This window comes from Candidatus Tectomicrobia bacterium, from assembly GCA_016192135.1.
Taxonomy (GTDB): domain Bacteria; phylum UBA8248; class UBA8248; order UBA8248; family UBA8248; genus 2-12-FULL-69-37.
This window is the reverse complement of record JACPUR010000019.1, coordinates 55,171-81,089: the sequence shown is the minus strand read 5'-3', so window position 1 is coordinate 81,089 and position 25,919 is coordinate 55,171. Positions and strand designations below refer to the sequence as shown.

The window sequence follows — 25,919 nt, the reverse complement described above, 5'->3', positions numbered from 1 at the left end:
CCCGGGCGGCGGGGCCGCGCGGAGGCGCCCCGGGCCGCATTTAAGTGGTTGTTTTTCATGGCATTTTTGGGCGATTTCATAGTAAAATAAAGGTCTGGCGGCATCCCGCCCGAAGCTCCCACAGCCGGAGCGCAAGCGCCTAGCCGGCGGTCCCCCGATCCGGGCCGCCCCATGGAGAATCGCGAGAGCATGGCGGACAATCTCCGTTCGGTCAGCATCGAGCAAGAGATGAGCACGTCGTTCATGGACTATGCCATGAGCGTCATCATCTCGCGCGCCCTTCCCGACGTGCGCGACGGCCTGAAGCCCGTGCAGCGGCGCATCCTCACCACCCTGCACGACTTGGGCCTCACGCACACCAAGGCCTTCCGCAAGTGCGCCAAGATCTGCGGCGACGTGAGCGGCAACTACCATCCGCACGGCGAGGCCGTGGTCTACCCGGCGCTCGCGCGGCTCGCGCAGGACTTCTCCCTGCGCGCCCTGCTCGTGGACGGCCAGGGCAACTTCGGCTCGGTGGACGGCGACCCGCCCGCGGCCATGCGCTACACCGAGGCGCGCATGACCGAGCTGGCCGAGAACCTCCTCGTCGACATCGACAAGGAGACGGTCGACTTCGTCCCCAACTACGACAACACGCGGACGGAGCCCGCCGTTCTGCCCGCGCGCGTGCCGAACCTCCTGCTGAACGGCTCGACCGGCATCGCCGTCGGCATGGCCACCAACATCCCGCCCCACAACCTGGGCGAGCTGGTCGACGCCCTCATCCTCCTCCTGGACGACGAGAAGACGCCCCCCGAGAAAATCCTAAGGGCCATGCCCGGGCCGGACTTCCCGACGGGGGGCATCATCTACGGGAAGAAGGGCATCCGCGACTACTACGCCACGGGGCGCGGCCAGCTCCAGCTCCGCGCCAAGGCGGTGCTCGAGGTGGACGCCCGCACCGGCCGGCAGACCATCGTCGTCACCGAGATCCCCTACGCGCTCAACAAGGCGCGCCTCATCGAGCGCATCGCCGAGCTGGTGCGCGACCAGAAGATCCGCGAGATCTCCGACATCCGCGACGAGAGCGACCGCAAGGGCATGCGCATCGTCATGGAGCTCAAGCGCGACGCGGTGGGCGGGGCCGTGCTCAACCAGCTCTACAAGCACACCCAGATGCAGATGACCTTCGGCGTCATCCTCCTCGCGCTGGTGAACAACCAGCCGCGCGTAATGGGCATCCAGGACATGATGGTGCACTTCCTGCGCTTCCGGCGCGAGGTGGTGCTCCGGCGCAGCCGCTACGAGCTGCGCAAGGCCGAGGAGCGGGCCCACATCCTCGAGGGCTACCGCATCGCCCTCGACAAGATCGACCGCGTCATCGCCCTCATCCGAAAGAGCCGCACCGCCGAGGCCGCGCGCGACGGGCTGATGGCGAACTTCGGCCTCTCCCAGATCCAGGCCCAGGCCATCCTCGAGATGCGCCTCCAGCGCCTCACGGGCCTCGAGCGCGAGAAGATCGAGGAGGAGTACGCCGAGCTCCAGAAGGCCATCGCCCACCTGCGGCGCGTGCTGGTGGAGCGGGCCCTCCAGACCCAGATCATCAAGGACGAGATCCTGGAGATCAAGAAGAAGTTCGCCGATCCGCGGCGCACCGAGATCGTGGACGAGACCGGCGAGATCTCCCTCGAGGACATGATCGTCGAGGAGGACATGGCGGTCACGATCTCGAACACCGGCTACATCAAGCGCAACGCCATCAGCCTCTACCGCTCCCAGCGCCGGGGGGGCAAGGGCGTCATCGGCATGGGGACGAAGGAGGAGGACTTCGTGGAGGCGCTCTTCATCGCCTCGACGCACGACTACCTCCTCATCTTCACCAGCAAGGGCCGGTGCCACTGGCTCAAGGTCCACGAGATCCCGCAGGCCGGCCGCGCCGCGCGCGGCAAGGCCATCGTGAACCTCCTCCAGATCGGGCCGGGCGAGAGCGTCTCGGCCGTGCTGGCCGTGCGGAAGTTCGAGCCCGATCGCTACATCGTGATGGCCACCCGGCAGGGCGTCCTCAAGAAGGTCGAGCTCACCTCCTTCAGCCACCCGAGGGCCGGGGGCATCATCGCCATCTCCCTCGACCAGGGCGACGAGCTCATCGGCGTCGGCCAGACCGACGGCACGCGCGAGGTCTTCATCGGCACGCGCCTGGGCAAGGCCCTGCGCTTCCCCGAGGCCAAGGTGCGGCCCATGGGCCGCACGGCGCGGGGCGTGCGCGGCATCTCGCTGGGCAAGGGCGACTACGTCGTGGGCATGGAGATCGTCGCCCCGGGCGAGGTCATCCTGACCGCCACCGAGATGGGCTTCGGCAAGCGCAGCCCGGTCGACGACTACCGGGTCACGAACCGGGGCGGCAAGGGCGTCATCAACATGAAGGTGACCCAGAAGAACGGCCCCGTCGTGGGGGTGCGCCGGGTCGCGGACGAGGACGAGATCATGCTCGTCACCACGAAGGGCCAGATGATCCGCCTCCCGGCCAAGGGCGTGCGCCTCATCGGGCGCGCGACCCAGGGGGTGCGCCTCATCGACCTCCACGAGGGAGACAAGGTGGCCGCCCTCGGCCGCATCGAGGAGAACGGGAACGGCGCCGTGCCGGAGGGGAAGTAGGCCGTGGGCCGCCGCCTCGCCCTCCTCCTGCTCGCCGGGCTCCTGCTCGCCGGCTGCGCCGCCGCCCCGCCGGAGGAGCGGCGGGCCGCCGCCCGCGCCCCCCGGGCCGCCGAGCCCCTCCGCGCGCCCGAGGGCCAGGAGGCGCCGGCGGCGGAGGTCCCCCTCCAGGCCGTGGAGCTCAGCGACCGGGGCGAGCGCGCCTACCGCACCGAGAACTTCGCGGCCGCCGAGCGCGACTTCCTCGCCGCGCTGCGCCTCGCGCCGGGCTACCTTCACGCCCTGACCGGCCTCGGCTGGACCCTCTACGACACCGACCGGCCCGACCAGGCCTTCCCCCTTTTCCTGCGCGCCCACGAGCTCTTCCCCGGGGACGGCAGCGCCCGGCGCGGGTTGGGCTATCTCTACTACCGCTACGGCGACCGGGTGAGGGCCCGCGAGCTCCTGGGCTCGCTCGACCGGCGCCGCTGGCCCGAGCTCGCGAACATCGACGACCGGCTGCGCGAGCTCGCCCGGCGCGGGCTCCCCGCGCCCCGGCCCGCTGCAGCCGGGCGGCCGGGCGAGGCCTCCTTCTGGGAGCCCTCGCTCCAGGCGCGCGTCCCGGGCTCGGGCGAGGGGCCCGAGGAGAAGCCCGAGGCGCCGCCCGCGGCCGCCCCGGCGGACAACACCGGCAACATGGCCCTCATCCCGGGAGGGGAGTTCGAGATGGGCGCCCCCCCGGGCCGCCGGGGCGGGCCCAAGACGAAGGTGAAGAGCTTCTACCTCGACAAGCTCGAGGTGACGAACGCCCAGTACGGCGACTTCGTGCGGGCCACCCCCGCCGGGGAGCCCCCCTTCTGGAACGCCCCGCGCTTCGCGGGCCACGCCCTGCCCGTCGTGGGGGTGACCTGGGAGGAGGCGCGCGCCTTCTGCCGGTGGGCGGGCAAGCGCCTCCCCACCGAGGCCGAGTGGGAGTACGCCGCCCGGGCGGGCGCCGAGGGCCGGCTCTATCCCTGGGGCAACAAGTTCGAGGACCGCAACGTGGTCTTCGGCCTCGTGCCCAACGCGGGCGGGCCCAAGTCGGTGGGGCGCCGGCCCGACGGCGCGAGCCTCCACGGGGTGGAGGACCTCGCGGGCAACGTCTGGGAATGGGTGGAGGACCCCTTCCACCGCGCCCCCGGCGAGGGGCGGCCCGTCGCCCGGAACGGCAAGACCTACCGCACCCTGCGGGGCGGCTCCTGGGTGAACGGCCGGTGGGCCATGTCCGCCACCAGCCGCACCGGCGACCTCCCGGACCGCAGGCTCCCCGCTTACGGCTTCCGCTGCGCCAAGGACGCGCCCAAGGGATAGAATTCTCCTTGTCGCGTTTTGCTCCCTCTCCCCCTTGGGAGAGGGCTGGGGTGAGGGGGAAATCTCTTTGCCCGGTGGTTCTTGCCCTCACCCTACCCTCTCCCAGAGGGAGAGGGTGGCGTAGCGTTTTTCCCCGGGGCGAGAGATTCTGTAGGGGCGGGTTTCAAACCCGCCCCTCGTGTTTGTTCACTGGAGGTATCGAAATGTTTCCGCAGGGGCGACCGGCCGGTCGCCCCTACAACGGCCCCCACCGGAGGCGCTCGAAATGGCGGACAAAAGCTACGCCAACCCCGATCTGGCCTGGACCCCCGAGCGGCTGCGCGAGCGCATCGGCGCCCGGAAGGGCCCCGGCCTCGTCCTCATCGACACCCGCCCCGCGCCCGACTTCTGCGCCGGGCACATCGAGGGCGCGGCCCACCTCGACATCTACGGCATCTCGCTCAACGACACCCGGCCCGGGCCCCTCGCCGCCTTCACCTGGATGCTCGCCTACCTGATGGAGATCCGCGGGGTGGACTACGGCAAGACAGTCGTCTTCTACCAGGAGAACACGGGCTTCCGCTCGGCGAGGGGCTTCTGGTTCCTCGAGTACCTGGGCCACGAGGACGTGCACGTGCTGGACGGGGGCCTGGACGCCTGGAAGGCCGCCGGCCATCCCCTCACCCGGGACGCCTGGCCCATGGCCCAGACCGCCTTCGACGCCCCCTCGGGCGAGCGGGCCATCCTCCGCACCAGCTTCGCCAGCCACCTCAAGCCCCCCGTCGAGGGCCGCCTGGCGAGCGCCCAGTACATCTTGGAGCACCTGGGCGACACGGGGGTGCGCGTCCACGACACCCGCTCGGACGGCGAGTGGTACGCCGAGAACGTGCGCGCCAAGCGGGGCGGCGCCATCCCCGGCTCCGGGCACCTGGAGTGGACCCAGTTCATCGCCAAGGACGGCGCCCTGAAGCCCGCCGCCGAGCTGCGCGCCCTCCTCGAGCCCCGGGGTTTCACCCCCGACAAGGAGATCGTTCCCCTCTGCCAGGGCGGCTACCGCTCCGCCCACGCCTACTTGGTCTACCGGCTCCTGGGCTACCCCCGGGTGCGCAACTACCTCGGCTCCTGGAAGGAGTGGGGGGACAGGGAGGATCTGCCGATTGTGGTGCCGAAGAGGGGGTGAGGGGGGGCATGATGAACTTTGGCGAGTTCATCATTTATGCGGACGAGAGCGGCGACCATAGCTTGGATGCTGTCGACCGGGATTTTCCCATATTCGTTTTGGATTTCTGCATTTTCCGGAAAGACCATTACCTCACGGCTGTCGTGCCGGCGGTGCAGAAATTCAAGTTCCAGCATTTCGGACATGATCTGGTCGTCTTGCACGAGCATGACATGCGGAAGCAGAAACCCCCATTTGTTTTTCTGAAAAGCGAAAGCAAACGAGTTGTTTTTATGGACGGGCTCAACGAAATTATTCGTTCGGCGGACTTCACCATCATCGCGGCCGTGATTGACAAGCAGAGACTGACAGGCCGGTACCGACATCCCGACAATCCATACGAAATCGCCCTCAAATTCTGCATGGAACGGGCGTATGCATTTTTGAGAGACAGGGGCCAGCACCTCAAGAAAACACACATTGTCGTGGAAAAGCGAGGCCACGGCGAAGACGACGCCCTGGAATTGGCTTTTCGGCGCGTTCGTGACGATGACAACCAATGGGGTGCGATGCCAGGCTTTGAGATTGTCTTTGCTGACAAGCGGGTTAACTCAACAGGCCTGCAATTGGCAGACCTAACGGTCCGGCCCATTGGGCGCCACGTGCTGAACCGTGCGCAAGCTAATCGGGCCTACGAAATTATCGAAACCAAATTTCGCCGGAGTCCAAGCGGGGTTGTGAATGGATGGGGCCTAAAAGTGTTCCCCTAAGAAAGCGAAAGGCCCCGATTTACACCGGAGCCAGCCGCCGACCGGGAACAGCCCCCAGTCCCATATGCAATATGAACAGTGGTCGAAATTTTGTCAATATGATTGGTTTCGCCCAATAAATGAACGGCCGAAAGTGTAGGGATATACAGTTTACCCCACCCCCTCCGCTCTTTCCGCCAGCCGGGCCAGCCGCTCGAGGAGGGGGCGCACCTCTGCCTCGGTCCGGGCGGGGAGCCGGGTGATGTAGGCGGCGAGGAGGGCGCGCTCCTTGAGGTCGCGGCTCTCGCGCAGGGCGAGGAAGACGGCATCCCCGCCGAGGAGCCAGCCGGTGACGAGGGCCCGGACCTCGGGCTCGCCGAGCCATTTCGCGAGGGCGCCGGGGGTGTCGGAGTGGAAGGCGAGCTTGCCCTTGAGTTCGGGGTCGCCGGGGTCCGCCTCCCGGCCGGCGCCGCTGTACCAGCCGGCGATCTTCTCCCGGAGGAGGGTGCGGGCGTAGAAGCCCCAGGGGGCGCGGCAGGCGACCTCGATGTCGAAGTTGCCGGGCCGGCCCCAGCCCGGGGGGTCGAAGGAGAGGACGGCCCGCCGGCCGCGGAAGCGGCCGATGTAGCGGGTGGCGATGATCCCGGTCCCCTTGCGCTCGTACCGGCCGCCGTCGAAGAGGCCGCGCAGGCGCCGCATCTTGCGGTTCGTGTTCCAGGCGCGGAAGAAGATCAAGGCGATCATCAGGCCGAGGAAGAGGAGAAGGTCCTCGGGCGAGGTCCAGTCCCAGCCCATCGAGTCCGCTCCCGCCGGGAAGAAAGCCCGCACTCTCGCCTACCCCGCCGCCTCGGCCTTCAGGGCGAGCCATTCGAGCCGGTTGAGGAGGAGGCGCATGTTCTCCTCGGTGCGCAGCGGGATCATGTAGGAGTACTGGACGACGAGGGCGCGCTCCTTGAGATCGTTGCTCTCGCGCTGGGCGATGAAGACGGCGTCCTCCTCGGTGATCCAGCGGGCGACGAGGGCCTTCACCTCGGGGTCGTTGAACCAGCGCAGCGCGGGCCCGGGGGTGTCGGAGTGGAGGGCGAGCCGGGCATCGAGGGCGGGGTCGTTCAGCTCGAGCTTCTGGCCGCTCTTGGCCATCCAGCCCATGAGGCGCTGCTTTTTCAAAACGCGGACGTAGAAGCTCCAGGGGATGCGGCAGGCGAGCTCGAGGGAGAGCATCCCCTCCTTGCCGGGGGAAGGAGGATCGTAGTTGATGACGGCGCGGCGGCCGTTGTAGCGGCCGACGTAGCGGGTCTCGCCCAGCCCGATGCCCTTGCGCTCGTACTGGCCCCCGTCGAACACCGCGCGCAGGGGCTTCATCTTCCGGTCGGTGTTCCAGCGCCGGAAGAGGGCGGCGACGGCGACGAAGCCGGCGATGGCGGCGATTCCGGCCCACGAGTTCCAGTCCATAGCGTTCCGCTCCTAAGCGAGAATGGGTCAGCGCACGAAGCGCGCCAGCCCCTGGGCGAGGTAGCCCGCCACCGGGGGCATCCAGAAGACGCACAGCAGCCGCAGGGCGAAGAACCCGCCCCCCAGGATGGGCAGCTCGAAGGTGATGACCCGGATGGGGCCGAAGAGCGCCGAGGCGGTCAGGAAGGTGACGATGGGCCCCACCCCCGCGCCCCCCGCCATGAGCCCCGCCGCGAGAGGGTAGAGGACGTAGGGCATCCCGATGGGGGCCACGATCCCGGCCGTCCAGCCGATGGCGTGGCCGCGCCAGCCCGAGCGATCCGAGAGCCAGCCCTCGATCACCTCCCGCGGGAGGAGTTCCGCCACCGCCACCCCCACCAGGATGCCGAGCACCATCCGGGGGAGGAGGGCCGCCATGAGCTGGGCGCCCTTCCCGGCCGTCCCCAGGGGAAAGAAGCCCGTCCGGCGGTAGAGCAGGAAGTAGAGGACCGCCGCGATGGCGGCCAGCCCGAGGGTGGTCCGGTCGAACAGGCCGCCCATGGGTTCGCTCCTCGGCTCGCGCGCGGGAAAAGAGGCGCCTGAAAGCTAGCGCCGATCCCCCAAATCCGCAATCGAAACCCGGGATTCAGGAAGGGCGCGTTTGCATCCGCGGGGGCGGTTCGCGAACCGCCCCTGCGAAGGCCCATGCCGTCCGCGCCCCCCCCCGGCTGGCCTCCAATCCCCCGCCCGGTATAATGCCCGCGATGCGCGAGAGCGAGCATGAGGTCCGCGGCGCCTACCTCACCCCGGGAATCCCCGGCTGCGGGGGCGTCCCGGAGGGCGGCCGGCCGGCGCCCGGGGACTTCGAGGTCGAGGAGATCCCCCTCGCCCCGCCCGGGGGCGCGGGCGACCATCTGTATCTGTGGATAGAGAAGCGGGGCCTGCCGACGCTCGAGGCCGTGCGCCGCCTGGCCCGCCTGGCCGGGGTCCCCGAGGGCGAGGCGGGCTACGCCGGCCTCAAGGACGCCCGCGCCGTGGCGCGCCAGTGGATCTCGCTCCGCTGCGGGAGCGACGCCGAGGCGCGCCTGGCCGGGGCGGAGCCGGGGGAGGGCCTTCGCGTCCTCCAGGCGGCCCGGGGCCGCGCCAAGCTCAGGCGGGGGGCGCTCCGGGGCAACCGCTTCTCCATCCGGCTGGTGAGCGTCACGCCCGAGGGCGAGCAAAGCGCGCGCGAGTGCCTCGCCCTCCTCGCGGCGCGGGGGGTGCCGAACGGCTTCGGCCCCCAGCGCTTCGGGGCCCACGGCCACTCGGCCGAGGCGGGCCTCGCCCTCGCCATGGGGGATCACGAGGCCGCCCTCGCGGTCCTGCTCGGCTCCGCGCGGTTCCGGGGCGAGGGAATGGAGGGGCCCGACGCCCGGCTCCTCGAGGCCGCCCGCCGGTTCGAGGCGGGGGACCACGCCGGGGCGCTCGCGCTCTATCCCTCCTCGTGGGAGGCCGAGCGGCGGCTCCTCGCCCGCCTGGCCGGGGGCGCCAAGCCCGGGCAGGCGGTGCGGGCCATCCCCGCGAGGGAGCGGGCGCTCTACGGCTCGGCCCTCCAGGCGGCCTGGTTCAACGCCTGCCTGGCCCTGCGCCTCGGGCGCGGCCTGCACGACCGGCTCCTGCCGGGGGACGTGGCGGTGAGCCATCTCCCGGGGGGCTCGGGCAAGGCCCGCCGGGTGGGCGATCCCGCCCAGGAGGCGGAGGTCCTCCTGAGCTTCGAGCTGAGCCCGGCCGGGCCGCTGGCGGGGGAGAAGATGCTCGAGGCGCGCGGGGAGCCCGCCGCCATCGAGGCGGAGGCGGCCCGGCGGCTGGGCTTCGACCCGGCGGGGGCCGCGGCGGGGCTGGCGCGGATGGGCCTTCGCGGGGCGCGGCGGGCCTACCGCGCCAGGCTGAGCGAGCTCGACATCCGGCGCGAGGGGGAGGACCTCCGGCTCCGCTTCGTCCTCCCCCCCGGCGCCTACGCGACCGAGGTGCTGCGCGAGGCGGCGAAGCACGAGCCGCCCCTCGGCGCGCGCCTCGGCTGGACCCGGGGAACCATCGGCCAAGGAGACACCGGCGCATGAAAGTGTTCGTCACCGGCGGTTCGGGCTACGTGGGGGGGGCCGTCCTCCGCCATCTCTCGCTCTCGGGGCACGAGTGCCGGGTGCTCTCGCGCGACGCGGAGGCCCACCGGCGGCGGCTCACCGCCCTGGAGGGCGTCTACCCCGTGCGCGGGGACATCACCGCGAGCAGCCCGGACCAGCTCGCCGAGCTCATGTCGAAGTGCGAGGCGGTGGTCCACCTGGTCGGCGTCATCGTGGAGAAGGGGACGCCCGGCTACGAGGCCATCCACGTCGAGGGCACGAGGCGCGTCCTGGCCGCGGCGGAGCGGGCCAAGGTCAAGCGCTACCTCCACATGAGCGCCCTCGGGGCCCGCCCGGGCGCCCCCGCCCACTACCAGCAGACGAAGTGGGCGGCCGAGGAGCTCGTGCGCGGGAACCCCATCCCATGGACCATCTTCCGGCCTTCGATCATCTTCGGGGAGAACGACGAGTTCCTGAACGTCTTCGCCGGCATCGCCCGCCGCTCCCCCGCCGTGCCCGTCATCGGGGCGGGGCGGGGACGGCTCCAGCCCATCTGGGTGGAGGACGTGGCCCGCTGCTTCGCCGGGGCCCTGACGAAGGCCGAGACCGCCGGCCAGGCCTTCGAGCTGGGGGGCGAGCGCGCCTACTCCCTGGAGGAGCTCCTGCGCATGGTGGCGGGGGCGATGGGCAAGCGGCGGTTCTTCCCCCACATCCCCGAGCCCGTGGCCCGGCTCCAGGCCAAGCTCTTCAACCTCCTGCCGGTGAAGCCCCCCTTCACCGAGGACCAGATCACCATGCTGGCCGAAGACAACGTCTGCGACCCCGGGCCCATGAAGCGCGCCTTCGGCTTCGAGCCCCGAGCGCTGGAGGACTATTTGAGGGAGCGGTTCGGGAGGGGGTGAGGCCGCGCCAGGCTGGAGACGTGCCGGAACAAGGACTTCGTAGGGGCGGTTCGCGAACCGCCCCTACAGAGGGGCCCGGCGCAGATTCCGTAGGGGCCGCATTTCTCATCGAGGCGGATGGCCGGTTACGCAGGGTCGGGGCGTGCCTCGCCCCTACAAATTCACGGCGGCGCACGCGAGGATCGATCCCCATGAAATCCCGCGTCCTCTTCCTCTGCACGGGCAACTCCTGCCGGAGCCAGATGGCGGAGGGCTTCGCCCGGGTGTTCAAGGGCGAGGCCATCGAGCCTTTTTCGGCGGGCCTGCTCGCTAAAGGGCTCGACCCCCGGGCGGTGCGGGTGATGCGCGAGGCCGGGGTGGACATCTCGGGCCAGCGCTCGAAGACCCTGGACGATCTCGCCGGGGAGCGCTTCGACTGGGTGGTGACGGTGTGCGGCCACGCCCACGAAACCTGCCCCGTCTTCCCGGCCGGGGCGCGCGTCCTGCACCGGGGCTTCGACGACCCGCCCCGCCTCGCCGAGGGCGCCCGGTCGGAGGAGGAGGCCCTCGCCCACTACCGCCGGGTGCGGGACGAGATCCGCCGCTTCGTCGAGAGCCTGCCGGAGGGGCTGGGGTAGGGAGTGCGCGTAAGAGCGGAAAGGGGGCCGGGCGCGGCGCCGCCGGCCCCCGCCCTTCAGAGGAGGCCGGGTCTTGGTAAGCTGCCGGCCATGCGTGTTTCAATGAGCCAGGGCGACCCGCCGGGATTCGACGCGCCGGACCTGCGCCATTTCGCCTCCCTGATCAACCTCTTCCACGGCCTGCTGTCCACCCTCGACCTGGACGAGGCCCTGTCCCGCATCGCCCGCTCCGCGGCGGAACTCCTGGAGCTGCCCTATGTGGCGCTCTGGCTCCGAGAGGGCGAGTTCCTGGAGATGCGCGCCGAGAGCAGCCGGTGGATCGAGGCCCAGAACCAGATCCGGAGGCTGAGGGTGGGGGAGGGGGTCGGAGGCCGGGCCGCCGAGGCCCGGGAGCCCCTCTACATCGAGGACATCCGGAGCGACCCCCGGTGGGTGAACGCGGCGTGGGCGCGCCAGCACAATCTGGGGTCCTGCCTCTCGGTTCCCCTCATGGGGAGGAAGGACGTGGTCGGCGTCCTCAGCTGCGTGAGCCGCGGCGTGCGGCACTTCTCGCGGCAGGAAACTTACCTGGCCACCACCTTCGCCAACTCGGCGGCCTTCGCCGTCGAGAACGCCCGGGCCTTCGCCGACCTGGAGCGCTCCTATGCCGAGCTGAAGGAGCGGCAGCAGATGCTCGTCCGGGCCGAGAAGCTCACCACCCTGGGCACGCTGGCGTCGGGCCTCGCCCACGAGATCCTCAACCCGGCGAACATCATCGGCCTCCACGGCCAGCGGCTCCAGATGGGGGGCTCGTCCGAGGCCGAGGCGGCCCAGAGCGCGGAGGTGATCCTTCGTAACGTGAAGCGCATCGACGACATCTGCCAGACCTTCCGGCAGTATTCCCGCGAGGAGAAGCTAAAGGCCGCGCCGCTCGACCCCGACTCGCTCATCACCGATACGCTGCCCCTCGTCCAGCACGAGTACCGCACGGCGGGGATCGAGATCGCGCTTGACCTCGGCGGGGGCGGCCTCCGGGTGATGGGCGACCGCTCCTCCCTCCAGCAGGTCTTCGTGAACCTCTACACCAACGCCCGCGACGCCATGGCCTCGGGCGGGCGGCTCCGGATATCGACCCAGGCCGCCGAGACGGCGGGCCGGCCCTGCTGGGAGGCCCGGCTCCAGGACACGGGGCCGGGCATCCCGCCCGGGATCATCGGCCGCATCTTCGACCCCTTCTTCACCACCAAGCCCCAGGAGAAGGGGACGGGCCTCGGCCTCTTCATCACCCACGGCATCGTTGCCCAGCACGGGGGCGCCCTTCTGGCCGAAAGTTCGCCCGGCCAGGGCGCCACCTTCATCATCCAGCTGCCGCTCGTGGAGGGGGAGGGAGCGGGCGCCCCCTAGGGCGCGAGCCTCCCCCGCCTCTTTTCCATCCCCCGCCTCCCCGCCTCGATGGCCGCGCGCTGCGCGTTGGAGAGCGGCAGCGCCTTGAGCGTCTCCGCGTCCGCCCAGATGGCGCCGTCTTCCTCCTTGAGGACGGGGCGCGCGCCGTTCAGGGGAAGGGCGCGGCGGAGGACAAAGAGGATCCGCCGGTGGGTCAGGGCGCGCTCCGCCCGGGCGATCTCCTCCCCCGCCGTCCAGCCGGGGCCGAGGCTTTCGGCGCAGGCGGCGCTCCATTCGGCCTCGCCGGGCTCGGGCCTTCCCTCCGCCATCCAGCCCGGGAGCTCCCAGAGGCCGCCGAAGAGGCCGTCCTCTTTCCGGCGCACGAGGCGGAGCCTCCCGCCCCGCTCGGCCCAGAGCTGGAAGACGGTGGCCTCGCGCGGGGGACGCTTGGGGGATTTGACGGGCCGCTTCGAGACCGTGCCCGCCTTCTTCGCCGCGCAGAGATTCCCTAAGGGGCACTCGCCGCAGCGGGGGCCGCGGGGGAGGCAGAGGCCCGCCCCCAGGTCCATGAGGGCCTGGTTGAAGTCCCCGGGCCGCGAGGAGGGGAGGAGGGCGCGCGCCTCCGCCTCGACGGCGGCGCGGCCCCCGGGCTTGTCCACCGGGAGGGGGAGGTCGAGGAGCCGGCTCAGGACGCGCAGGACGTTCCCGTCCACGGCGGGCTCGCGCAGGCCGAAGGCGATGCTCGCCACGGCCCCCGCCATGTAGGGCCCGAAGCCGGGGAGGGACCGGAGCGCCTCTGGGTCGGAGGGGAGCCGGCCGCCGAAGCGCCCGGCCACCTCGCGGGCGGCGCGGTGGAGGCTGCGGGCGCGGCCGTAGTAGCCGAGCCCCTGCCACTCGGCCAGGACGGCCTCGAGCGGGGCGTCGGCCAGGGCCCGGAGGGTGGGGAAACGCGAGAGGAAGCGGGCGTAGCGGGGGGCGGCCGTCCCGGCCCGGGTCTGCTGGAGCATGGCCTCGGACACCCAAACGCGGTAAGGTTCCCTCTCCCCCCGCCAGGGAAGCGCGCGCTTCTCCTGGCCGTACCAGCCGAGCAGCCGCTCCCGCACGCGCCTGCGCCAGACGGAGCTTGGGCCCTTGGCGCCCGGGGGGCGGCCGGGGACCGGGGACGCCCCGGGAGGGGCGGGATTGCGCCGGTTTGACATGGCCAAGGCTCGGCCGCTAGCTAGCGGCAATCCGGGCGGATCGAGATTCACGCACAGGGACGGACGCCATTGTACGCCATGCCCGCGCGCAAGCGCCTCCCGCGGATGCTCCTCGCCCCCGCGCTTCTCGCCGCGGCCCTCCTGGCCCCGGCCGGGCCGGCGCGCGCCGCCGAGGCCCCCGCTCCGGTGGTGGCGGGGGCGGTGCTCGATCTCTCGGGCCCGGGGTCGAAAGCCGGCCGGGAGGCCCGTGACGCCCTCCTGCTCGAGCTCGACCAGGCCAACCGCTCGGGCGGGGGGGTGGCCGGCCGGGCGCTCGTCCTCTTGATCGTGGACTCGGGCGGGAGCCCCGCCCGCGCCGCCGGGGCCGTGCGGGAGCTGGCGCGGGAGAAGGAGGCGGTGGCGGTCCTCGGCCCGGCCGGGCTCGAGGAGGTCCGGGCCGCCGCCCGGGAGGCGGACCGGCAGCGGATTCCTCTCTTCACCCTCGCCGCCCCGGAGGATGTCTTCGATCCGCCGCGGCCCTGGGTGTTCTCGACGGCCTTGCCCGCCTCGCTGGGCGCCCGGGCCATCCTCTCCCACATGGTGGCGGTGGGCGTCACTCGCATCTCCTTGCTGGGGGAGGGGGACGCGCGGGGGGCCGAGGGCCGCGCCCAGCTCAGCGCGCTCGCGCCCCAGGCGGGCATCTCCCTCCTGATGAACGAGGCCTACCGCCCCGACGAGCATAACTTCCTGCCCTTCCTGCACCGGGCGCGCGTCCGGGGGATGGAGGCCTTCGTCCACTGGGGAGGGCCGGCGGCCCAGCTCGACCTCGTGCGGGCCCGCATGGCGCTGGACCTGGAGGTGCCGGTCTACTTCGGGACGGCGCTGGGGCCTGAGCTCGACCTCAAGGAGGCGGGGCGGGCGGCCGAGGGGGTGGTGTTCCCCGCCGCCCGGGTGCCCGCGGCCGGCATCCTCCCCGCGGACGCCGCGGGCCTGCGCGAGCTCCAGGAGTTCCGCGAGGTCTTCCTCCTCCGCCACCGCCGCCCCCCGGACGGGGTGGCCGGCTTCGCCGCCGACGCCTTCCGGCTCCTCCTGGGGGCCCTGCGGGCGGCGGGGGCCAGCCGGGCCCGGGTCCCCAAGTACCTGGTGGACACCCGCCAGTACGTCGGCCTGACGGGGCGCTTCAACTTCTCCGAGAGCAACCACAACGGCCTGGGGCCGGACGCCCTCGTCATGGTACGGATCAAGGGGGGAAAGTGGACCCTGGTGACCACGCCGGGGGAGAAATAACAATAATTAAAGAGACTTCTGCCCCTGAACGTGAAGATTCGCCAGTGCCCCGGTTTCGTTGTTAAATCCCCTGGATTTGATTGGGCTTGGCGGGTTGACAGGGCCGAAAACCGGCCGTATATATGCGAGTAGATTCATCGGCGACCGATTTTGTCGCCTTAAGAAACGGCGCCGGAGCGCCGTATGCCAAAGCTCCGGCGGCCGCCCGGATGCCCAGATGGAGGCAGCCCATGTTCACCCTCTCCAAGCGGACCGACTACGGCCTGATGGCGCTGGCGTATCTGGCCGAGCAGGGGGAGGGGGAAGCCACCAACGCCAAGGCGATCGCGGCGGCCTACTGCATCCCGGCCGAGCTTCTGGCGAAAACGATGCAGATCCTGGCCCGGAGCGGCATCGTGGAGTCGCGGAACGGCCCCAAGGGAGGCTACGTGCTCTCGCGCCGGCCCGACTCGATCACGGTGGCCGAGGTTATCCGCGCGATCGAGGGCCCCATCGCCATGGCCATCTGCCAGGCGGGCGAAACCTCGGACTGCGAGCAGTTCCGCCACTGCCCCATCGTGCGGCCGATGGAGCGCATCCAGCAGAAGGTCACGCACCTGCTTGAGGGAATGACCCTACTCGATATGATCGGCACTTCCGTGGGAGAGCCTCGATGAGCCTGAAATTCCCGATCTACATGGACTACCAAGCCACCACCCCGGCCGACCCCCGGGTGGTGGAGGCGATGCTGCCGTACTTCAAGGATAAGTTCGGCAACGCCGCCAGCCGCAACCACTCCTACGGCTGGGAGGCGGAGAAGGCGGTCGATACGGCCCGCGAGCAGATCGCCTCGGTCATCGGCGCCGACCCGCGCGAGATCATCTTCACGAGCGGGGCCACCGAGTCCGACAACATGGCCCTCAAGGGCGTGGCCGAGATGTACAAGAGCAAGGGCAAGCACATCATCACCTCGGCCATCGAGCACAAGGCCATCATCGACTCGGCCAAGCGGCTCGAGACGTGGGGCTTCGACGTGAGCTACATCGAGCCCCCGACGGATGGCATCACCACGGCCGGGATGGTGAAGGAGCGCCTGCGCGACGACACCATCCTCGTCTCCATCATGACGGCCAACAACGAGGTGGGGGTGCTGAACGAGGCGAAGGAGATCGGGCAGCTCTGCCGCGAGCGGGGCGTCCTCTTCCACACCGACGCCACCCAGGGCTACGGCAAGGTGCCCATCAACGTGGACGACATGTGCATCGACCTCCTCTCGATGTCGGCCCACAAGATCTACGGCCCGAAGGGGATCGGCGCCCTCTACGTCCGGCGGCGCAAGCCGCGCGTGCGGCTCGCGGCCCTCATCGACGGCGGCGGCCACGAGCGCGGCATGCGGTCGGGCACCCTGAACGTGACGGGCATCGTGGGCTTCGGGAAGGCGGCCGAGCTGTGCGCCCGGGAGATGGAGGAGGAGAGCGTCCGCCTCGTCAACCTGCGCGAGAAGTTCAAGAGCATCATCTTCGAGAGCCTCGACGAGGTGTACGTCAACGGCCACGAGACGAAGCGCCTGCCGGGCAACCTCAACGTGAGCTTCCCCTACGTCGAGGGCGAGTCCCTCATCATGGGGCTCAAGGACGTGGCGGTCTCATCGGGCTCGGCCTGCACCTCGGCGAGCCTCGAGCCCAGCTACGTGCTCAAGGCCATGGGCCGGGGCGACGAGCTGGCCCACTCCTCCATCCGTTTCGGCTTCGGCCGCTTCACGACCGAGGAGGAGATCGAGTACGTGGCCGAGAAGACGACGGAGATCGTCAAGCGGCTCCGCGAGATGAGCCCCCTCTACGAGATGGTGAAGGAGGGGGTCGACCTCTCGAAGGTGGAGTGGCAGGCCCACTAACGCGAACCGAGTGCCGGGCGCCCGCGGGGACCCGGCTTTCAAGGACGGCCCGAGGGCCATCCAGGGAGAGCAACCGATGCCGTACAGCGAGAAGGTGGTGGATCACTACAACAACCCCCGCAACGTGGGGTCCCTCGACAAGAAGGACCCCAGCGTGGGGACGGGCATCGTCGGCGCCCCCGAGTGCGGCGACGTGATGAAGCTGCAGATCAAGGTCAACGAGGAGGGCGTCATCGAGGACGCCAAGTTCAAGACCTTCGGCTGCGGCAGCGCCATCGCGTCGAGCTCGCTCGCCACCGAATGGCTCAAGGGCAAGACCGTCGACGAGGCCGAGCAGATCAAGAACACCCAGATTGTCGAGGAGCTGAACCTTCCCCCGGTGAAGATCCACTGCTCCGTCCTGGCGGAGGACGCCATCAAGACGGCGCTGAACGACTACCGGTCGAAGAAGGGCATGCCCCTCGCCGAGCGCAAGAAGCACTAGGGGAAAGGGAGAGATCATGACGGACGCCGCGGCGGCCAGGAAGCCCGCCTCGCTCGAGGTGACGGACGGGGCCTTCGCCCACATGAAGCGCCTCATGGAGAAGGATGGGAAGGCCGGCTCCATCGTCCGGGTGGGCGTGAAGGGCGGGGGATGCTCGGGGCTCTCCTACGTGCTCCAGTTCGAGCCGGCGGAGAAGCTCAACCCGATGACGGACACGGTCGTCGAGCGCGACGGCGTGCGCCTGGCCGTGGACCGCAAGAGCGCCCTCTTCCTCGCCGGGACCGTCCTCGACTACGAGGAGGGCCTGATGGGGAAGGGCTTCACGTTCAAGAATCCGAACGCCCGGCAGACCTGCGGCTGCGGATCGAGCTTCTCCGCGTAGGTCAGCGAAAAGACGCGCGCCCGGCCGAAATCCGCGGCGCGCTTTTTTCTGGCGGAGCCCTTCGTGGCGCAAGCGCATGGGTGAGACGATGCACGAGGCCCTGACGGACGAGAAGGAGTTCGCCCTCCTCGGGGAGGGCGGCGAGGTCCGCCGCATCCCGGCGGAGGTGAGCCACTTCGGCCTCTTCGGCCTCCCTCCCAAGGTCTCGCTCGACGAGCGCGCGCTCGAGGCTCGCTACCACGCCCTGAGCCGCCGCCTCCACCCCGACTTCTTCATGAACGCCCCGGTCGGGGAGCGCATCCGCAGCTTGGAGGCCTCGGCCCGCCTGAACGAGGCCTACAAGATACTCAGGGACCCCGTCCGCCGCGCCGTCTACCTGGTCGAGCGCGCGAGCGGCAAGCTGGCCGAGAACGACGCCCGGCCCCCGGCCGATCTCCTCGAGCAGATCCTCGAGGCCCAGGAGGCCGCCGCCGAGTTGCGCTGCGGCTGCGAGGGGGAGGAGGCCGAGGAGCTGCGCGGGCGCATCCAGGCGGCGCGGGAGTGCTTCGAGGCCCTGCGCGCCGGCCAGCGGAAGGCGCTCGAGGACCTGGGGGCGCAGTGGGACCGCGCCGTGGACGAGGGGCGGACGGTGCCCGAGGATGCCCTCCGGCGCCTGCGCTCCGTCCTCAGCCAGCGCAACTACATCGAGAACACCCTCCGCAGCCTGCGGGAAGCCCTGGAAACGGCATCGTGACCGAGATCGTCGGAATCGACCTGGGAACCACCAACAGCCTGGTCGCCGCCATGCGGGACGGCAGGCCCCGCGTGCTGGCGCCCCCGGAAGAGCGCGCCCTCGTGCCCTCGGTGGTGAGCTTCCGGCCGGACCGCGTCCTCGTGGGGGACCGGGCCCAGGCCGACCGCGTCTCGAACAGCCGGCACACCGTCTTCTCCATCAAGCGCTTCATGGGCCGGGGCTACCGCGACATCGAGGAAGACCTCCGCCACATGCCCTTCGAGGTGGACCCCGCGCACCAGGAGGTGGCCCACGTGAGGGCGCGCGGGCGCTCCTACAGCCCGCCCGAGATCAGCGCCCTGATCCTTCGCGAGCTCAAGGCGCGGGCCGAGCGCGCGCTGGGCCGGCCCGTGACGCGGGCGGTCGTCACCGTCCCCGCCTACTTCAACGACGCCCAGCGCCAAGCCACCAAGGACGCCGGCCGGCTCGCGGGCCTCGATGTCCTCCGCATCGTGAACGAGCCCACGGCCGCCTCCCTCGCCTACGGGCTCCACGACCGCGACCGGGGCGTCATCGCGGTCTACGACCTGGGCGGGGGCACCTTCGACATCTCCATCCTGCGGGTGAAGGACGGCATCTTCGAGGTCCTCGCGACCGGGGGCGACACCCGCCTGGGCGGGGACGACTTCGACCGGGCCCTCGCGGACTGGGCGCGCGCCCGGGCGCGGGAGGAGGCGGGCCTGGACCTCGGCGCGAGCCCCGAGCGGGTGGGGGAGCTGACCGTTCTCTGCGAGGCGGCGAAGCGGGGGCTCTCCGAGCGCGCGTCGGCCCTCTTCGCCCTCGAGATCGGAGGCCCCGAGCCCCTCTCCTGGCGGCGGGAGATCACGCGGGCCGAGTTCGAGGAGATCATCCGGCCCATCGCGGCCCGCACCCTTCCGCCCTGCCGTCGAGCCCTCGAGGACGCCGGGCTCCGGGCCCAGGACGTGGACGAGGTGGTGCTCGTCGGGGGCTCGACGCGCATCCCGCTCGTGCGGCGCATGGTGCGGGAGCTCTTCGGGCAGGAGCCCCGCTGCGAGATCAACCCCGACGAGGTGGTGGCCCTGGGGGCGGCCGTCCAGGCGGACATCCTGGCCGGGGGCACCCGGGACATGCTCCTCCTCGACGTGACGCCCCTCTCCCTCGGCATCGAGACGGTGGGGGGCGCGATGGCGTGGATCCTCCCGCGCAACACCACCATCCCCGCCACCGCGCGGGAGGCGTTCACCACCTTCAAGGACAACCAGACCGGGGTGGACATCCACGTGCTCCAGGGCGAGCGCGAGCTGGTGAAGGACAACCGCTCCCTCGCGCGCTTCCGGCTCCGCATCGAGCCCGCCCCCGCCGGGGTGGCGCGGGTCGAGGTGACGTTCCTCATCGACGCGAACGGCATCCTCAACGTCACAGCGCGCGACCTGCGCACCGGCAAGGCCGCCTCGGTCGAGGTGCAGCCCTCCTACGGCCTCACCGACGAGGAGGTGGAGCGCATGCTCATGGAGTCGTTCGAGCACGCCGAGGAGGACGTTCGGGCCCGCCAGCTCCTCGAGGCGCGCAACGAGGCCGAAGCCATCCTGGGCGCCACCCACCGGGCGCTCGGGGAGTACGGCGAGGACGGGGTGCCGGAGCCCGAGCGCGCCGCCATCGCCCGGGCCGTGGCCGAGCTCGAGGGGGCCGTCCGGGGGGAGGATCACCTGAGGATCCGCGAGCGGGTGGACGCCCTGAACGAGGTGACCATGCCCCTCGCCGAGCGGATGATGGACGGCGTCCTCAAGGCGGCGCTCCAGAACAAGCGCGTCAGCGAGGCGATGAAGGAGTAGCTTTCTAATCCCCCCATGGACCTCCCCCCAAAGGGGGGCGGCCCAGGCCTTGCCCTTCCCCCCTCAGGGGGGAGGTATTGGGGGAAACGGAGCAGAGAGAGGCATACCCCTCACCGCTCCAGCGACGGGCGGCGCGGTTTTCTCCTTCCCCCCTCAGGGGGGGAGGTATTGGGGGGGTGGTGTAAAGGTAGAATTCCTTTCCCCCCATCGCGCCTCCGGCGCTCCCTCCCCCCAAGGGGGGCGGAATCTTCCTTCCCCCCTCAGGGGGGGAGGTATTGGGGGGGTGGGGTAAAAGTAGAATTCTTTTCCCCCCATCGCGCCTCCGGCGCTCCCTCCCCCCAAGGAGGGGCGGAATCTTCCTTCCCCCCTCAGGGGGGGAGGTATTGGGGGGGGTGGTGTAAAGGTAGAACATACGCACCCGCTCCAAGGGAGCATCGACAATGGCCAAGATCGAATTCATCGACGAGGGCAAGACGGTCGACATCGCCGCCGGCCAGAGCATCCTCGAGGTCGCGATGGACAAAGGGGTCGACCTCGACCACGCCTGCGGCGGCGTGTGCGCCTGCTCCACCTGCCACGTCAAGATCCGGCAGGGCCGGGAGCTCTTCACCGAGTCCACCGAGGAGGAGGAGGACCAGCTCGACGAGGCCCGCGACATCGAGCTGTGCAGCCGCCTCGGCTGCCAGGCCCGCCTCCTCAAGGACTCGGACGAAACCATCCGCGTCCAGATCCCCTTCTGGAACGTGAACCTCGTCCAGGAGGGCCCCGACGCGGCCCACGCGCACTAGGCGCGTTCCCTTTACGGAAGATGAGAGGACGGACGTGCAGAAATTCACCTGGGAGGACGCCGAGGACATCGGCATCGCGCTGGCCGAGAAGTTCCCGGAGATCGACCCCCTCTCCGTGCGCTTCACGGACCTGCACGAGTGGGTCTGCGGGCTCGAGGAGTTCGGCGACGACCCCATGAAATCCACCGAGGGCAAGCTCGAGGCCATCCAGATGGCCTGGCTCGACGAGTACAAGGCCGGGCAGGAGAGCTAGCCGTGCCCCCGGGGAGCGGCGGCGCGGCGCCCCCGCGGGGCCGCATCTTCCTCCTGGACGACAACCCCCTCACCGTCAACATGATCGAGCAGTTCCTCCTGCGCGAGGGCTTCGCGGTGGCCAAGGCCACCGACCCGGTCGAGGCGCTCCAGGCCGAGCTCCCCTTCGCGCCCGAGGTGGCCATCCTCGACGCCATGATGCCCGGCATGTCGGGCTTCGAGTTCGCCCAGGCCCTCAAGAAGGCCTTGGGGTCCGGCGTCCGCATCGTCATGCTCACCGCCCTCCGGCGCGAGGCCGACCGCCAGCGCGGCCTCGCCTCGGGCGCCGACGCCTACCTCACCAAGCCCGTCCGCCCGGCCGAGCTCCTCGCGGCCGTCGAGGCGCAGCTCGCCGCCGCCCGGGGCGGCCGCGCCGCGGCCGCCGTCGAGGACCTCGCGCGCATCCTCGCCGGGGCCGGCACCCCCGAGGAGAAGGTCCGCGCCGCCGCCGAGCGCCTCGCCCGTGAAGGGTCCCTCCCCGGCTGAACCCCCGCCCCGCCGCTCAAGGCCCCCCCATTTCTCCGCCCGGGCCTTTGGGGTAACATGAGAGAGGTTCGGCCGCCGGGGAGGGAGGGACATGGCCGTCCGGGAGCCCGCAGCCGTCCCCATGAGCCGGGGCGACGTCTTTCTCATCGACGACGACGCGCACACCGCCGCGCTCCTCCTCAAGGTGCTCGCCCGCGAGGGCTACCGCGCCGAGGCCTGCACCGAGCCCGAGCACGCCCTCGACAAGGACCTCCCCTTCCTCCCCGAGGTCGTCCTCCTCGACATCATGATGCCCGGCCTCTCCGGCCTCGATCTCGCCCGCACCCTCAAGCAGGGCTTCCAGAACCATCCCATCCGCATCGTCATGCTCACCGCCCGCACCGAGGCGGAGTTCGTCGAGCAGGCCGCCCGCGCCGGGGCCGACGACTACCTCACCAAGCCCATCAAGCGCCGCGAGCTCATCGGGCGCCTCGACCGCCAGGTGCGGGCGCTCCGCGCCGAGCGCGCCATCGGCCGCATCCGCCGCGTCCTCCTCGAGGGCGGCGAGCCCTCCGCCCAGCTCGAGGCCGTCCTCGGCGCGCTGCGCGAGATGCGGGTGATCCAGTAGGAAGGAGTCTCCCTCTCCCTCCGGGAGAGGGTTGGGGTGAGGGAACCCTATCGCCGGAAGCGCCGCTTGATTCCCAAAAAAATCCCCCCGACCACGAACGTGCGCGAAAATGGACGAAATTGGGGTAAGTGGCTTTTGCCGTCCGGGCCGTATCTTGTCCGAGGGACGGCCTTGCGCCTTCTTTCCGAGGGGGCGGATTGAAATCTACCCCGGAAAAAAGAGGGTCAAAAATGAAGGATTTCGATCGTTTTCCGGCGCATTTTGGAGGAAATCGAGGGGATTTTGGCGTTTTTTTTCATGGGGCGCTTCGGGGGCTAGTTCCTCTGAGTTGCCGATAATACCGGGTACTTCCCCAATAAAATGCGTCAGCCCCCGTTCAGCTCGCGGTAGGCGCGCTGGAGGATGAGAGCGTCGAACTCGAGCCCGGGGCTCTCGCAGACGACGCGGCCCTCGCAGCCCATGTCGATGAGGGCGCGCAAGAGGTCGCGGTAGTTCATGTCGCTCTCGTCCACGTCGAGGTGGTGCTTCTCCCCCTTCTCGCCGTAGGCGATGCCGGAGAGATGGATGTGCATGTTCTGGAGGGCGGTCTTCCCGTTGCGCTCCCGGATGGTTTCGAGGATGCGGCCGAATTCCTCGTAGGTGTTGAAGCCCCCGTTCGACCGGGCGTGGATGTGGCTGAAGTCCACGGTGATGCCGAGGTTCCCGCGCCCGGCCTCGCGGGCGAGGCGGGTGAGCTCGTCCAGGGAGCCGAACTGGCTCTCCTTGCCCGTGGTCTCGGGGTCGATGCGCACATTGCAGCCCTCGGCCCGGAGGGCGTCGGCCAGGGCGGAGAGCTCCCGCTTCATGTGGGCGTAGACCTCGTCCCGCCCCCGGCCCTGGTAGAAGCCCGCGTGGAAGCAGGCGCCGTCCCCGCCGCAGCGGGCGAGCGCCCGGGCGGTATCGAGGACGCGGGTGCGGCTCGCGGCGAGCTTCTCCTCCTCCAGCGAGAAGAGGTTGATGTAGTAGGGCCCGTGGGCGGTGACCTGGATGCCCGTCTCGCGCCGGAGGCGGTCCACCTCCTCGCAGGTCTCGGGGCGGATGCGCACCCCGTGGACGAACTCCATCTCGTAGACTCCGAGGCCCAGCTCCCCGAGGCGGCGCACCGCGCCCGGGTGGTCGCGCGGCAGGGCGGTGTGGGGGGTGCCCCCCGTGCCGAAGAGGAGGCGGTCGGGTTTTCCCGGCGCGGGGTTGGGCTTGGGGACGCCGGTGTAGGTGCGCTCGCCCGGCTCCCCCCCGGCGGAGGCGGCCCGCCCGCGCCGGGGGGCCTTCTTCTTGGGGACGAGGGCCTTGGGGCCCGCCTTCTGGAGGGCCTTCTTTGGGGCGGGTTTTTTCTCGGGCACGGGGCGCCTCCGTCGCGGCGGAATCTTTTCAGACTGTACCAGAGGGGGGCGGGGAGGTGAACGCGGCCCGTGCCTCGCGGGGCCTTGCTTGCGTAGGGGCGTATTGCAATACGCCCCTGCTTCCATTGATGCGCGATTACGAATGTACAAATGGCGGAAAGGTGCACGGCCGGCTTTCGCACGCTCTGGCCAAGAAAGGCTGCCGTGTTATTTCCCCCTCCCGCCGGGAGGGGGCAGGGGGAGGGAAAAACTCAAGGCATGCGGTTCTTTGGAACACGGCCGGGGAACGATCTTCTCTCTCGCCGCTTCGGTTCTTTCCCTACGCCGCCGGCGTGAGGCGGGGCGGGCCCGCGATCCAGTCCTGGAGCTGGGCGAGGAGCTCCCGGCGGCCCAGGTTCTCCTGGGCGCTGGTGAGGATGGGCCCCGACCAGCGCCCGAAGAGCCCGCCCCCCTGGAGGAGCCGGGCCGAGACGGACTCCGAGGCGGCGCGGCGCTCGGCGCGCTTGAGCTTGTCGGTCTTGGTCAGGGCGATGCAGGCTGGCACCTCCACCTTCCCGAGCCACTCGAGGAGCTGGAGGTCCATGTCCCCCGCGCCGCGGCGGCTGTCGATGAGTACCACCACCCCCCGCAGGGTCTCCCGGGCGCCCAGGTACGCCTCGATCATGGGCTGCCACTTCCCCCGCACGGCGAGGGGCACCTTGGCGTAGCCGTAGCCGGGGAGGTCCACCAGGATGAAGCGCCCGTCGATCTCGAAGAAGTTGAGGAGCTGGGTCTTCCCCGGGGTGGTGCTCGTGCGGGCGAGGTCCCGGCGCCCCACCAGGGCGTTGATGAGGGAGGATTTCCCCACGTTGCTCCGCCCCGCGAAGGCCACCTCCGGGAGTGAGGGCGCGGGCCAGCCCCCGCGGGAGGCCGCGCTCTTGATCAGCTCGGCCCGCTGGAAGCGCACCGCCTCAGTCCCGGGCGGGCGGGGCGAAGGCGTGCATCACCAGCCCCGTGCGGAGCTTGGGGTAGAAGTAGGTGGACTTGTGGGGCATCCGGCCCCCGGCCCGGGCGATGCGGGAGACGGCCTCGATGGGGGTCGGGTTCAGGAGCAGGGCGGCGGCGCACTCCCCGCGCCGGGCGGCGGCCAGGGCGGCCTCCGGGTCGGGCGTGAAGCCCATGTCGGCCTCCTCGTGGGAGGCGCGGAAGGCGCCCTCGATCACGTCCTCGTGCAGGCGGCGCACGTCGAGCGAGGCGATGGCCGCCTCGACCGATCCCCCGCCCCCGCCCGCTTCCTTCCGCACGAGGTAGCGCACCGGGCCCTCCCCGTCGTAGAGGGCGAAGGCCGCCCGCCCGCCCGCGCCGAGGGCCTCGAGGCGCCGGGAGACCTTCGCGCCCTCGCCCGGGGCGGGCGCGGGCTCCTCGGTCACCTCGTAGCGCTCCCGGATGCGGCTCAGGGCCTCCCCGGTCCCCGCGCCCACCTTCTTCAGGAGGCGGTGGGTGGGGAGGATGACCATGCCCGGGTCGGCGGCGTTGGCCAGGCACATGAGGGTGAAGTCGGCCTCCCCGCCCGCGGGGCTTTTCGCGCGCTCGGCCTCGCGCAGGTTGAGGGAGGTCTCGTAGCGGTGGTGGCCGTCGGCGATGAAGACTTCCCGGGAGAGGAGGGCCTTCTGGACGGCTTGGAGGGCGGCCGGATCGTCGCAGCGCCAGAGGGCGTGGCGCACCCCCTCGTCCTCGAAGTCGGCCAGGGGCGCTCCCTTCATGGAGCCCGCCAGGGCGCGCTGGGCGGCGTCGCCCGGGTCCTCGTAGAAGCCGAAGATGGGCTCCAGGTGGGCCCCGGCCTTCCCCCACAGCTCGAGGAGGTAGCTCTTGGGCTTGGGGAAGGTCTGCTCGTGGGGGTGGATGTGCCCCTCCTCGTACCTGGCCAGGCGGATGACGCCGAAGAACCCCCGCCGCTCAACGCGCCTCCCGTCCGGCAGGGCGAAAGCCTGGCGGTAGGGGTAGAAGGCCGGCCGGGCGTCGAAGGAGAGGACGCCCTCCTTCCGCCAGCGCGCCAGATAGCCGATGGCGCGGCCGATGCGGGGGCCGTCGCCCGTCTCGTGCGGGAGGGATTCCCCCTGGATGAGGCGCACGATGTTGTGCGGGTGCCGCGCGTGATAGGCGCGCTGGAGCTCCGGGGTGAAGACGTCGTAGGGCGGCGAGCTCACCTCGCCCATCTTCTCGGGCGGAATCTCGGCGTAGCGAAGGGCCGCGAACGGCCGGACATCCACCAAGGGGATTCCTCCAGGCTGCGCAGGGGACCGGGGGGCAGACGGCCCCTCCGGCCGCTCTTATATCCCCCCAAACGTGTTTCGGGGCAACC

Annotated in this window: 26 protein-coding genes; 19 read left to right on the top strand and 7 right to left on the bottom strand. The window is 70.7% G+C overall.

Annotated elements, in window-relative coordinates:
• Window positions 1–189 precede the first annotated feature (189 nt).
• The 4 genes from gyrA to HYZ11_09025 all read left to right on the top strand — a co-directional run bounded on the left by gyrA (window position 190) and on the right by HYZ11_09025 (window position 5,868).
• Window positions 190–2,634 carry a DNA gyrase subunit A gene (gene gyrA / locus HYZ11_09040; GenBank protein ID MBI3127734.1) on the top strand — a complete coding sequence of 815 codons (2,445 nt, stop codon included), beginning with the start codon at window positions 190–192 and terminating at the stop codon, window positions 2,632–2,634.
• A gap of 3 nt (window positions 2,635–2,637) precedes the next feature.
• On the top strand, window positions 2,638–3,960 hold the full coding sequence (locus HYZ11_09035) for an SUMF1/EgtB/PvdO family nonheme iron enzyme (protein MBI3127733.1): 1,323 nt from the start codon (window positions 2,638–2,640) through the stop codon (window positions 3,958–3,960).
• 265 nt (window positions 3,961–4,225) lie between these two features.
• Window positions 4,226–5,119 carry a sulfurtransferase gene (locus HYZ11_09030; protein MBI3127732.1) on the top strand — a complete coding sequence of 298 codons (894 nt, stop codon included), beginning with the start codon at window positions 4,226–4,228 and terminating at the stop codon, window positions 5,117–5,119.
• An 8-nt stretch (window positions 5,120–5,127) separates the two neighbouring features.
• Window positions 5,128–5,868 (top strand): DUF3800 domain-containing protein, encoded by a 741-nt coding sequence (locus HYZ11_09025; protein ID MBI3127731.1) that lies wholly within the window; start codon window positions 5,128–5,130, stop codon window positions 5,866–5,868.
• Window positions 5,869–6,018: 150 nt separating this feature from the next.
• Here the strand turns inward: HYZ11_09025 and HYZ11_09020 are convergent, their stop codons facing one another.
• The 3 genes from HYZ11_09020 to HYZ11_09010 are packed head-to-tail and all read right to left on the bottom strand — an operon-like array spanning window position 6,019 to window position 7,839.
• Entirely contained in the window at window positions 6,019–6,642 is a 624-nt protein-coding gene (locus HYZ11_09020; protein MBI3127730.1) for a hypothetical protein, read from the bottom strand.
• A 39-nt stretch (window positions 6,643–6,681) separates the two neighbouring features.
• Entirely contained in the window at window positions 6,682–7,299 is a 618-nt protein-coding gene (locus tag HYZ11_09015; protein MBI3127729.1) for a hypothetical protein, read from the bottom strand.
• 27 nt (window positions 7,300–7,326) lie between these two features.
• Window positions 7,327–7,839, bottom strand: coding sequence for a hypothetical protein (locus HYZ11_09010; GenBank protein ID MBI3127728.1), 513 nt, complete (start codon window positions 7,837–7,839; stop codon window positions 7,327–7,329).
• A gap of 203 nt (window positions 7,840–8,042) precedes the next feature.
• Between HYZ11_09010 and truD the strand changes: the two genes are divergently transcribed.
• The 4 genes from truD (at window position 8,043) to HYZ11_08990 (ending at window position 12,279) form a co-directional block, all read left to right on the top strand.
• On the top strand, window positions 8,043–9,377 hold the full coding sequence (gene truD / locus HYZ11_09005; GenBank protein MBI3127727.1) for a tRNA pseudouridine(13) synthase TruD: 1,335 nt from the start codon (window positions 8,043–8,045) through the stop codon (window positions 9,375–9,377).
• Window positions 9,374–10,279: a complex I NDUFA9 subunit family protein gene (locus tag HYZ11_09000; protein ID MBI3127726.1), complete on the top strand. Its 906-nt coding sequence runs from the start codon at window positions 9,374–9,376 to the stop codon at window positions 10,277–10,279. The genes truD and HYZ11_09000 overlap by 4 nt, the downstream gene beginning before the upstream one ends.
• A gap of 191 nt (window positions 10,280–10,470) precedes the next feature.
• Window positions 10,471–10,896, top strand: coding sequence for an arsenate reductase ArsC (locus HYZ11_08995; protein ID MBI3127725.1), 426 nt, complete (start codon window positions 10,471–10,473; stop codon window positions 10,894–10,896).
• A 102-nt stretch (window positions 10,897–10,998) separates the two neighbouring features.
• Window positions 10,999–12,279, top strand: a complete 1,281-nt coding sequence (locus HYZ11_08990) for a GAF domain-containing protein (protein ID MBI3127724.1) — start codon at window positions 10,999–11,001, stop codon at window positions 12,277–12,279.
• On the opposite strand, the gene HYZ11_08985 is transcribed toward HYZ11_08990, so the two are convergent.
• Entirely contained in the window at window positions 12,276–13,361 is a 1,086-nt protein-coding gene (locus tag HYZ11_08985; GenBank protein MBI3127723.1) for an A/G-specific adenine glycosylase, read from the bottom strand. The two genes, HYZ11_08990 and HYZ11_08985, sit on opposite strands and share 4 nt — an antisense overlap.
• Window positions 13,362–13,526: 165 nt before the next feature.
• On the opposite strand from HYZ11_08985, the gene HYZ11_08980 reads away from it, so the two are divergent.
• The 11 genes from HYZ11_08980 (at window position 13,527) to HYZ11_08930 (ending at window position 22,199) form a co-directional block, all read left to right on the top strand.
• On the top strand, window positions 13,527–14,723 hold the full coding sequence (locus tag HYZ11_08980; GenBank protein MBI3127722.1) for an ABC transporter substrate-binding protein: 1,197 nt from the start codon (window positions 13,527–13,529) through the stop codon (window positions 14,721–14,723).
• Window positions 14,724–14,932: 209 nt separating this feature from the next.
• Complete coding sequence (locus tag HYZ11_08975) at window positions 14,933–15,379, top strand: Rrf2 family transcriptional regulator (GenBank protein ID MBI3127721.1); 447 nt, start codon at window positions 14,933–14,935, stop codon at window positions 15,377–15,379.
• Window positions 15,380–15,381: 2 nt separating this feature from the next.
• Entirely contained in the window at window positions 15,382–16,596 is a 1,215-nt protein-coding gene (locus tag HYZ11_08970; GenBank protein MBI3127720.1) for an IscS subfamily cysteine desulfurase, read from the top strand.
• Between the two features lie 76 nt (window positions 16,597–16,672).
• On the top strand, window positions 16,673–17,080 hold the full coding sequence (gene iscU, locus HYZ11_08965) for a Fe-S cluster assembly scaffold IscU (GenBank protein ID MBI3127719.1): 408 nt from the start codon (window positions 16,673–16,675) through the stop codon (window positions 17,078–17,080).
• Between the two features lie 16 nt (window positions 17,081–17,096).
• On the top strand, window positions 17,097–17,462 hold the full coding sequence (locus tag HYZ11_08960; protein MBI3127718.1) for an iron-sulfur cluster assembly accessory protein: 366 nt from the start codon (window positions 17,097–17,099) through the stop codon (window positions 17,460–17,462).
• Window positions 17,463–17,538: 76 nt separating this feature from the next.
• Window positions 17,539–18,195, top strand: coding sequence for a Fe-S protein assembly co-chaperone HscB (hscB, locus tag HYZ11_08955; protein ID MBI3127717.1), 657 nt, complete (start codon window positions 17,539–17,541; stop codon window positions 18,193–18,195).
• Window positions 18,192–20,027 (top strand): Fe-S protein assembly chaperone HscA, encoded by a 1,836-nt coding sequence (gene hscA / locus HYZ11_08950; protein MBI3127716.1) that lies wholly within the window; start codon window positions 18,192–18,194, stop codon window positions 20,025–20,027. Before hscB ends, hscA begins: the two co-directional genes overlap by 4 nt.
• A gap of 440 nt (window positions 20,028–20,467) precedes the next feature.
• On the top strand, window positions 20,468–20,815 hold the full coding sequence (locus HYZ11_08945; protein MBI3127715.1) for a 2Fe-2S iron-sulfur cluster binding domain-containing protein: 348 nt from the start codon (window positions 20,468–20,470) through the stop codon (window positions 20,813–20,815).
• 34 nt (window positions 20,816–20,849) lie between these two features.
• Entirely contained in the window at window positions 20,850–21,068 is a 219-nt protein-coding gene (gene iscX, locus HYZ11_08940; GenBank protein ID MBI3127714.1) for a Fe-S cluster assembly protein IscX, read from the top strand.
• A gap of 2 nt (window positions 21,069–21,070) precedes the next feature.
• A complete protein-coding gene (locus HYZ11_08935; GenBank protein ID MBI3127713.1) occupies window positions 21,071–21,592 on the top strand; it encodes a response regulator in 522 nt (173 codons plus the stop codon).
• A gap of 91 nt (window positions 21,593–21,683) precedes the next feature.
• Window positions 21,684–22,199, top strand: coding sequence for a response regulator (locus HYZ11_08930; GenBank protein ID MBI3127712.1), 516 nt, complete (start codon window positions 21,684–21,686; stop codon window positions 22,197–22,199).
• Between the two features lie 365 nt (window positions 22,200–22,564).
• On the opposite strand, the gene HYZ11_08925 is transcribed toward HYZ11_08930, so the two are convergent.
• From HYZ11_08925 to HYZ11_08915, 3 genes are all read right to left on the bottom strand, one after another.
• A complete protein-coding gene (locus HYZ11_08925; GenBank protein MBI3127711.1) occupies window positions 22,565–23,578 on the bottom strand; it encodes a TIM barrel protein in 1,014 nt (337 codons plus the stop codon).
• Between the two features lie 319 nt (window positions 23,579–23,897).
• Window positions 23,898–24,524, bottom strand: a complete 627-nt coding sequence (locus HYZ11_08920; protein MBI3127710.1) for a YihA family ribosome biogenesis GTP-binding protein — start codon at window positions 24,522–24,524, stop codon at window positions 23,898–23,900.
• 4 nt (window positions 24,525–24,528) lie between these two features.
• Window positions 24,529–25,830, bottom strand: a complete 1,302-nt coding sequence (locus HYZ11_08915) for a DUF1015 domain-containing protein (GenBank protein ID MBI3127709.1) — start codon at window positions 25,828–25,830, stop codon at window positions 24,529–24,531.
• Between the last annotated feature and the right edge of the window lie 89 nt (window positions 25,831–25,919).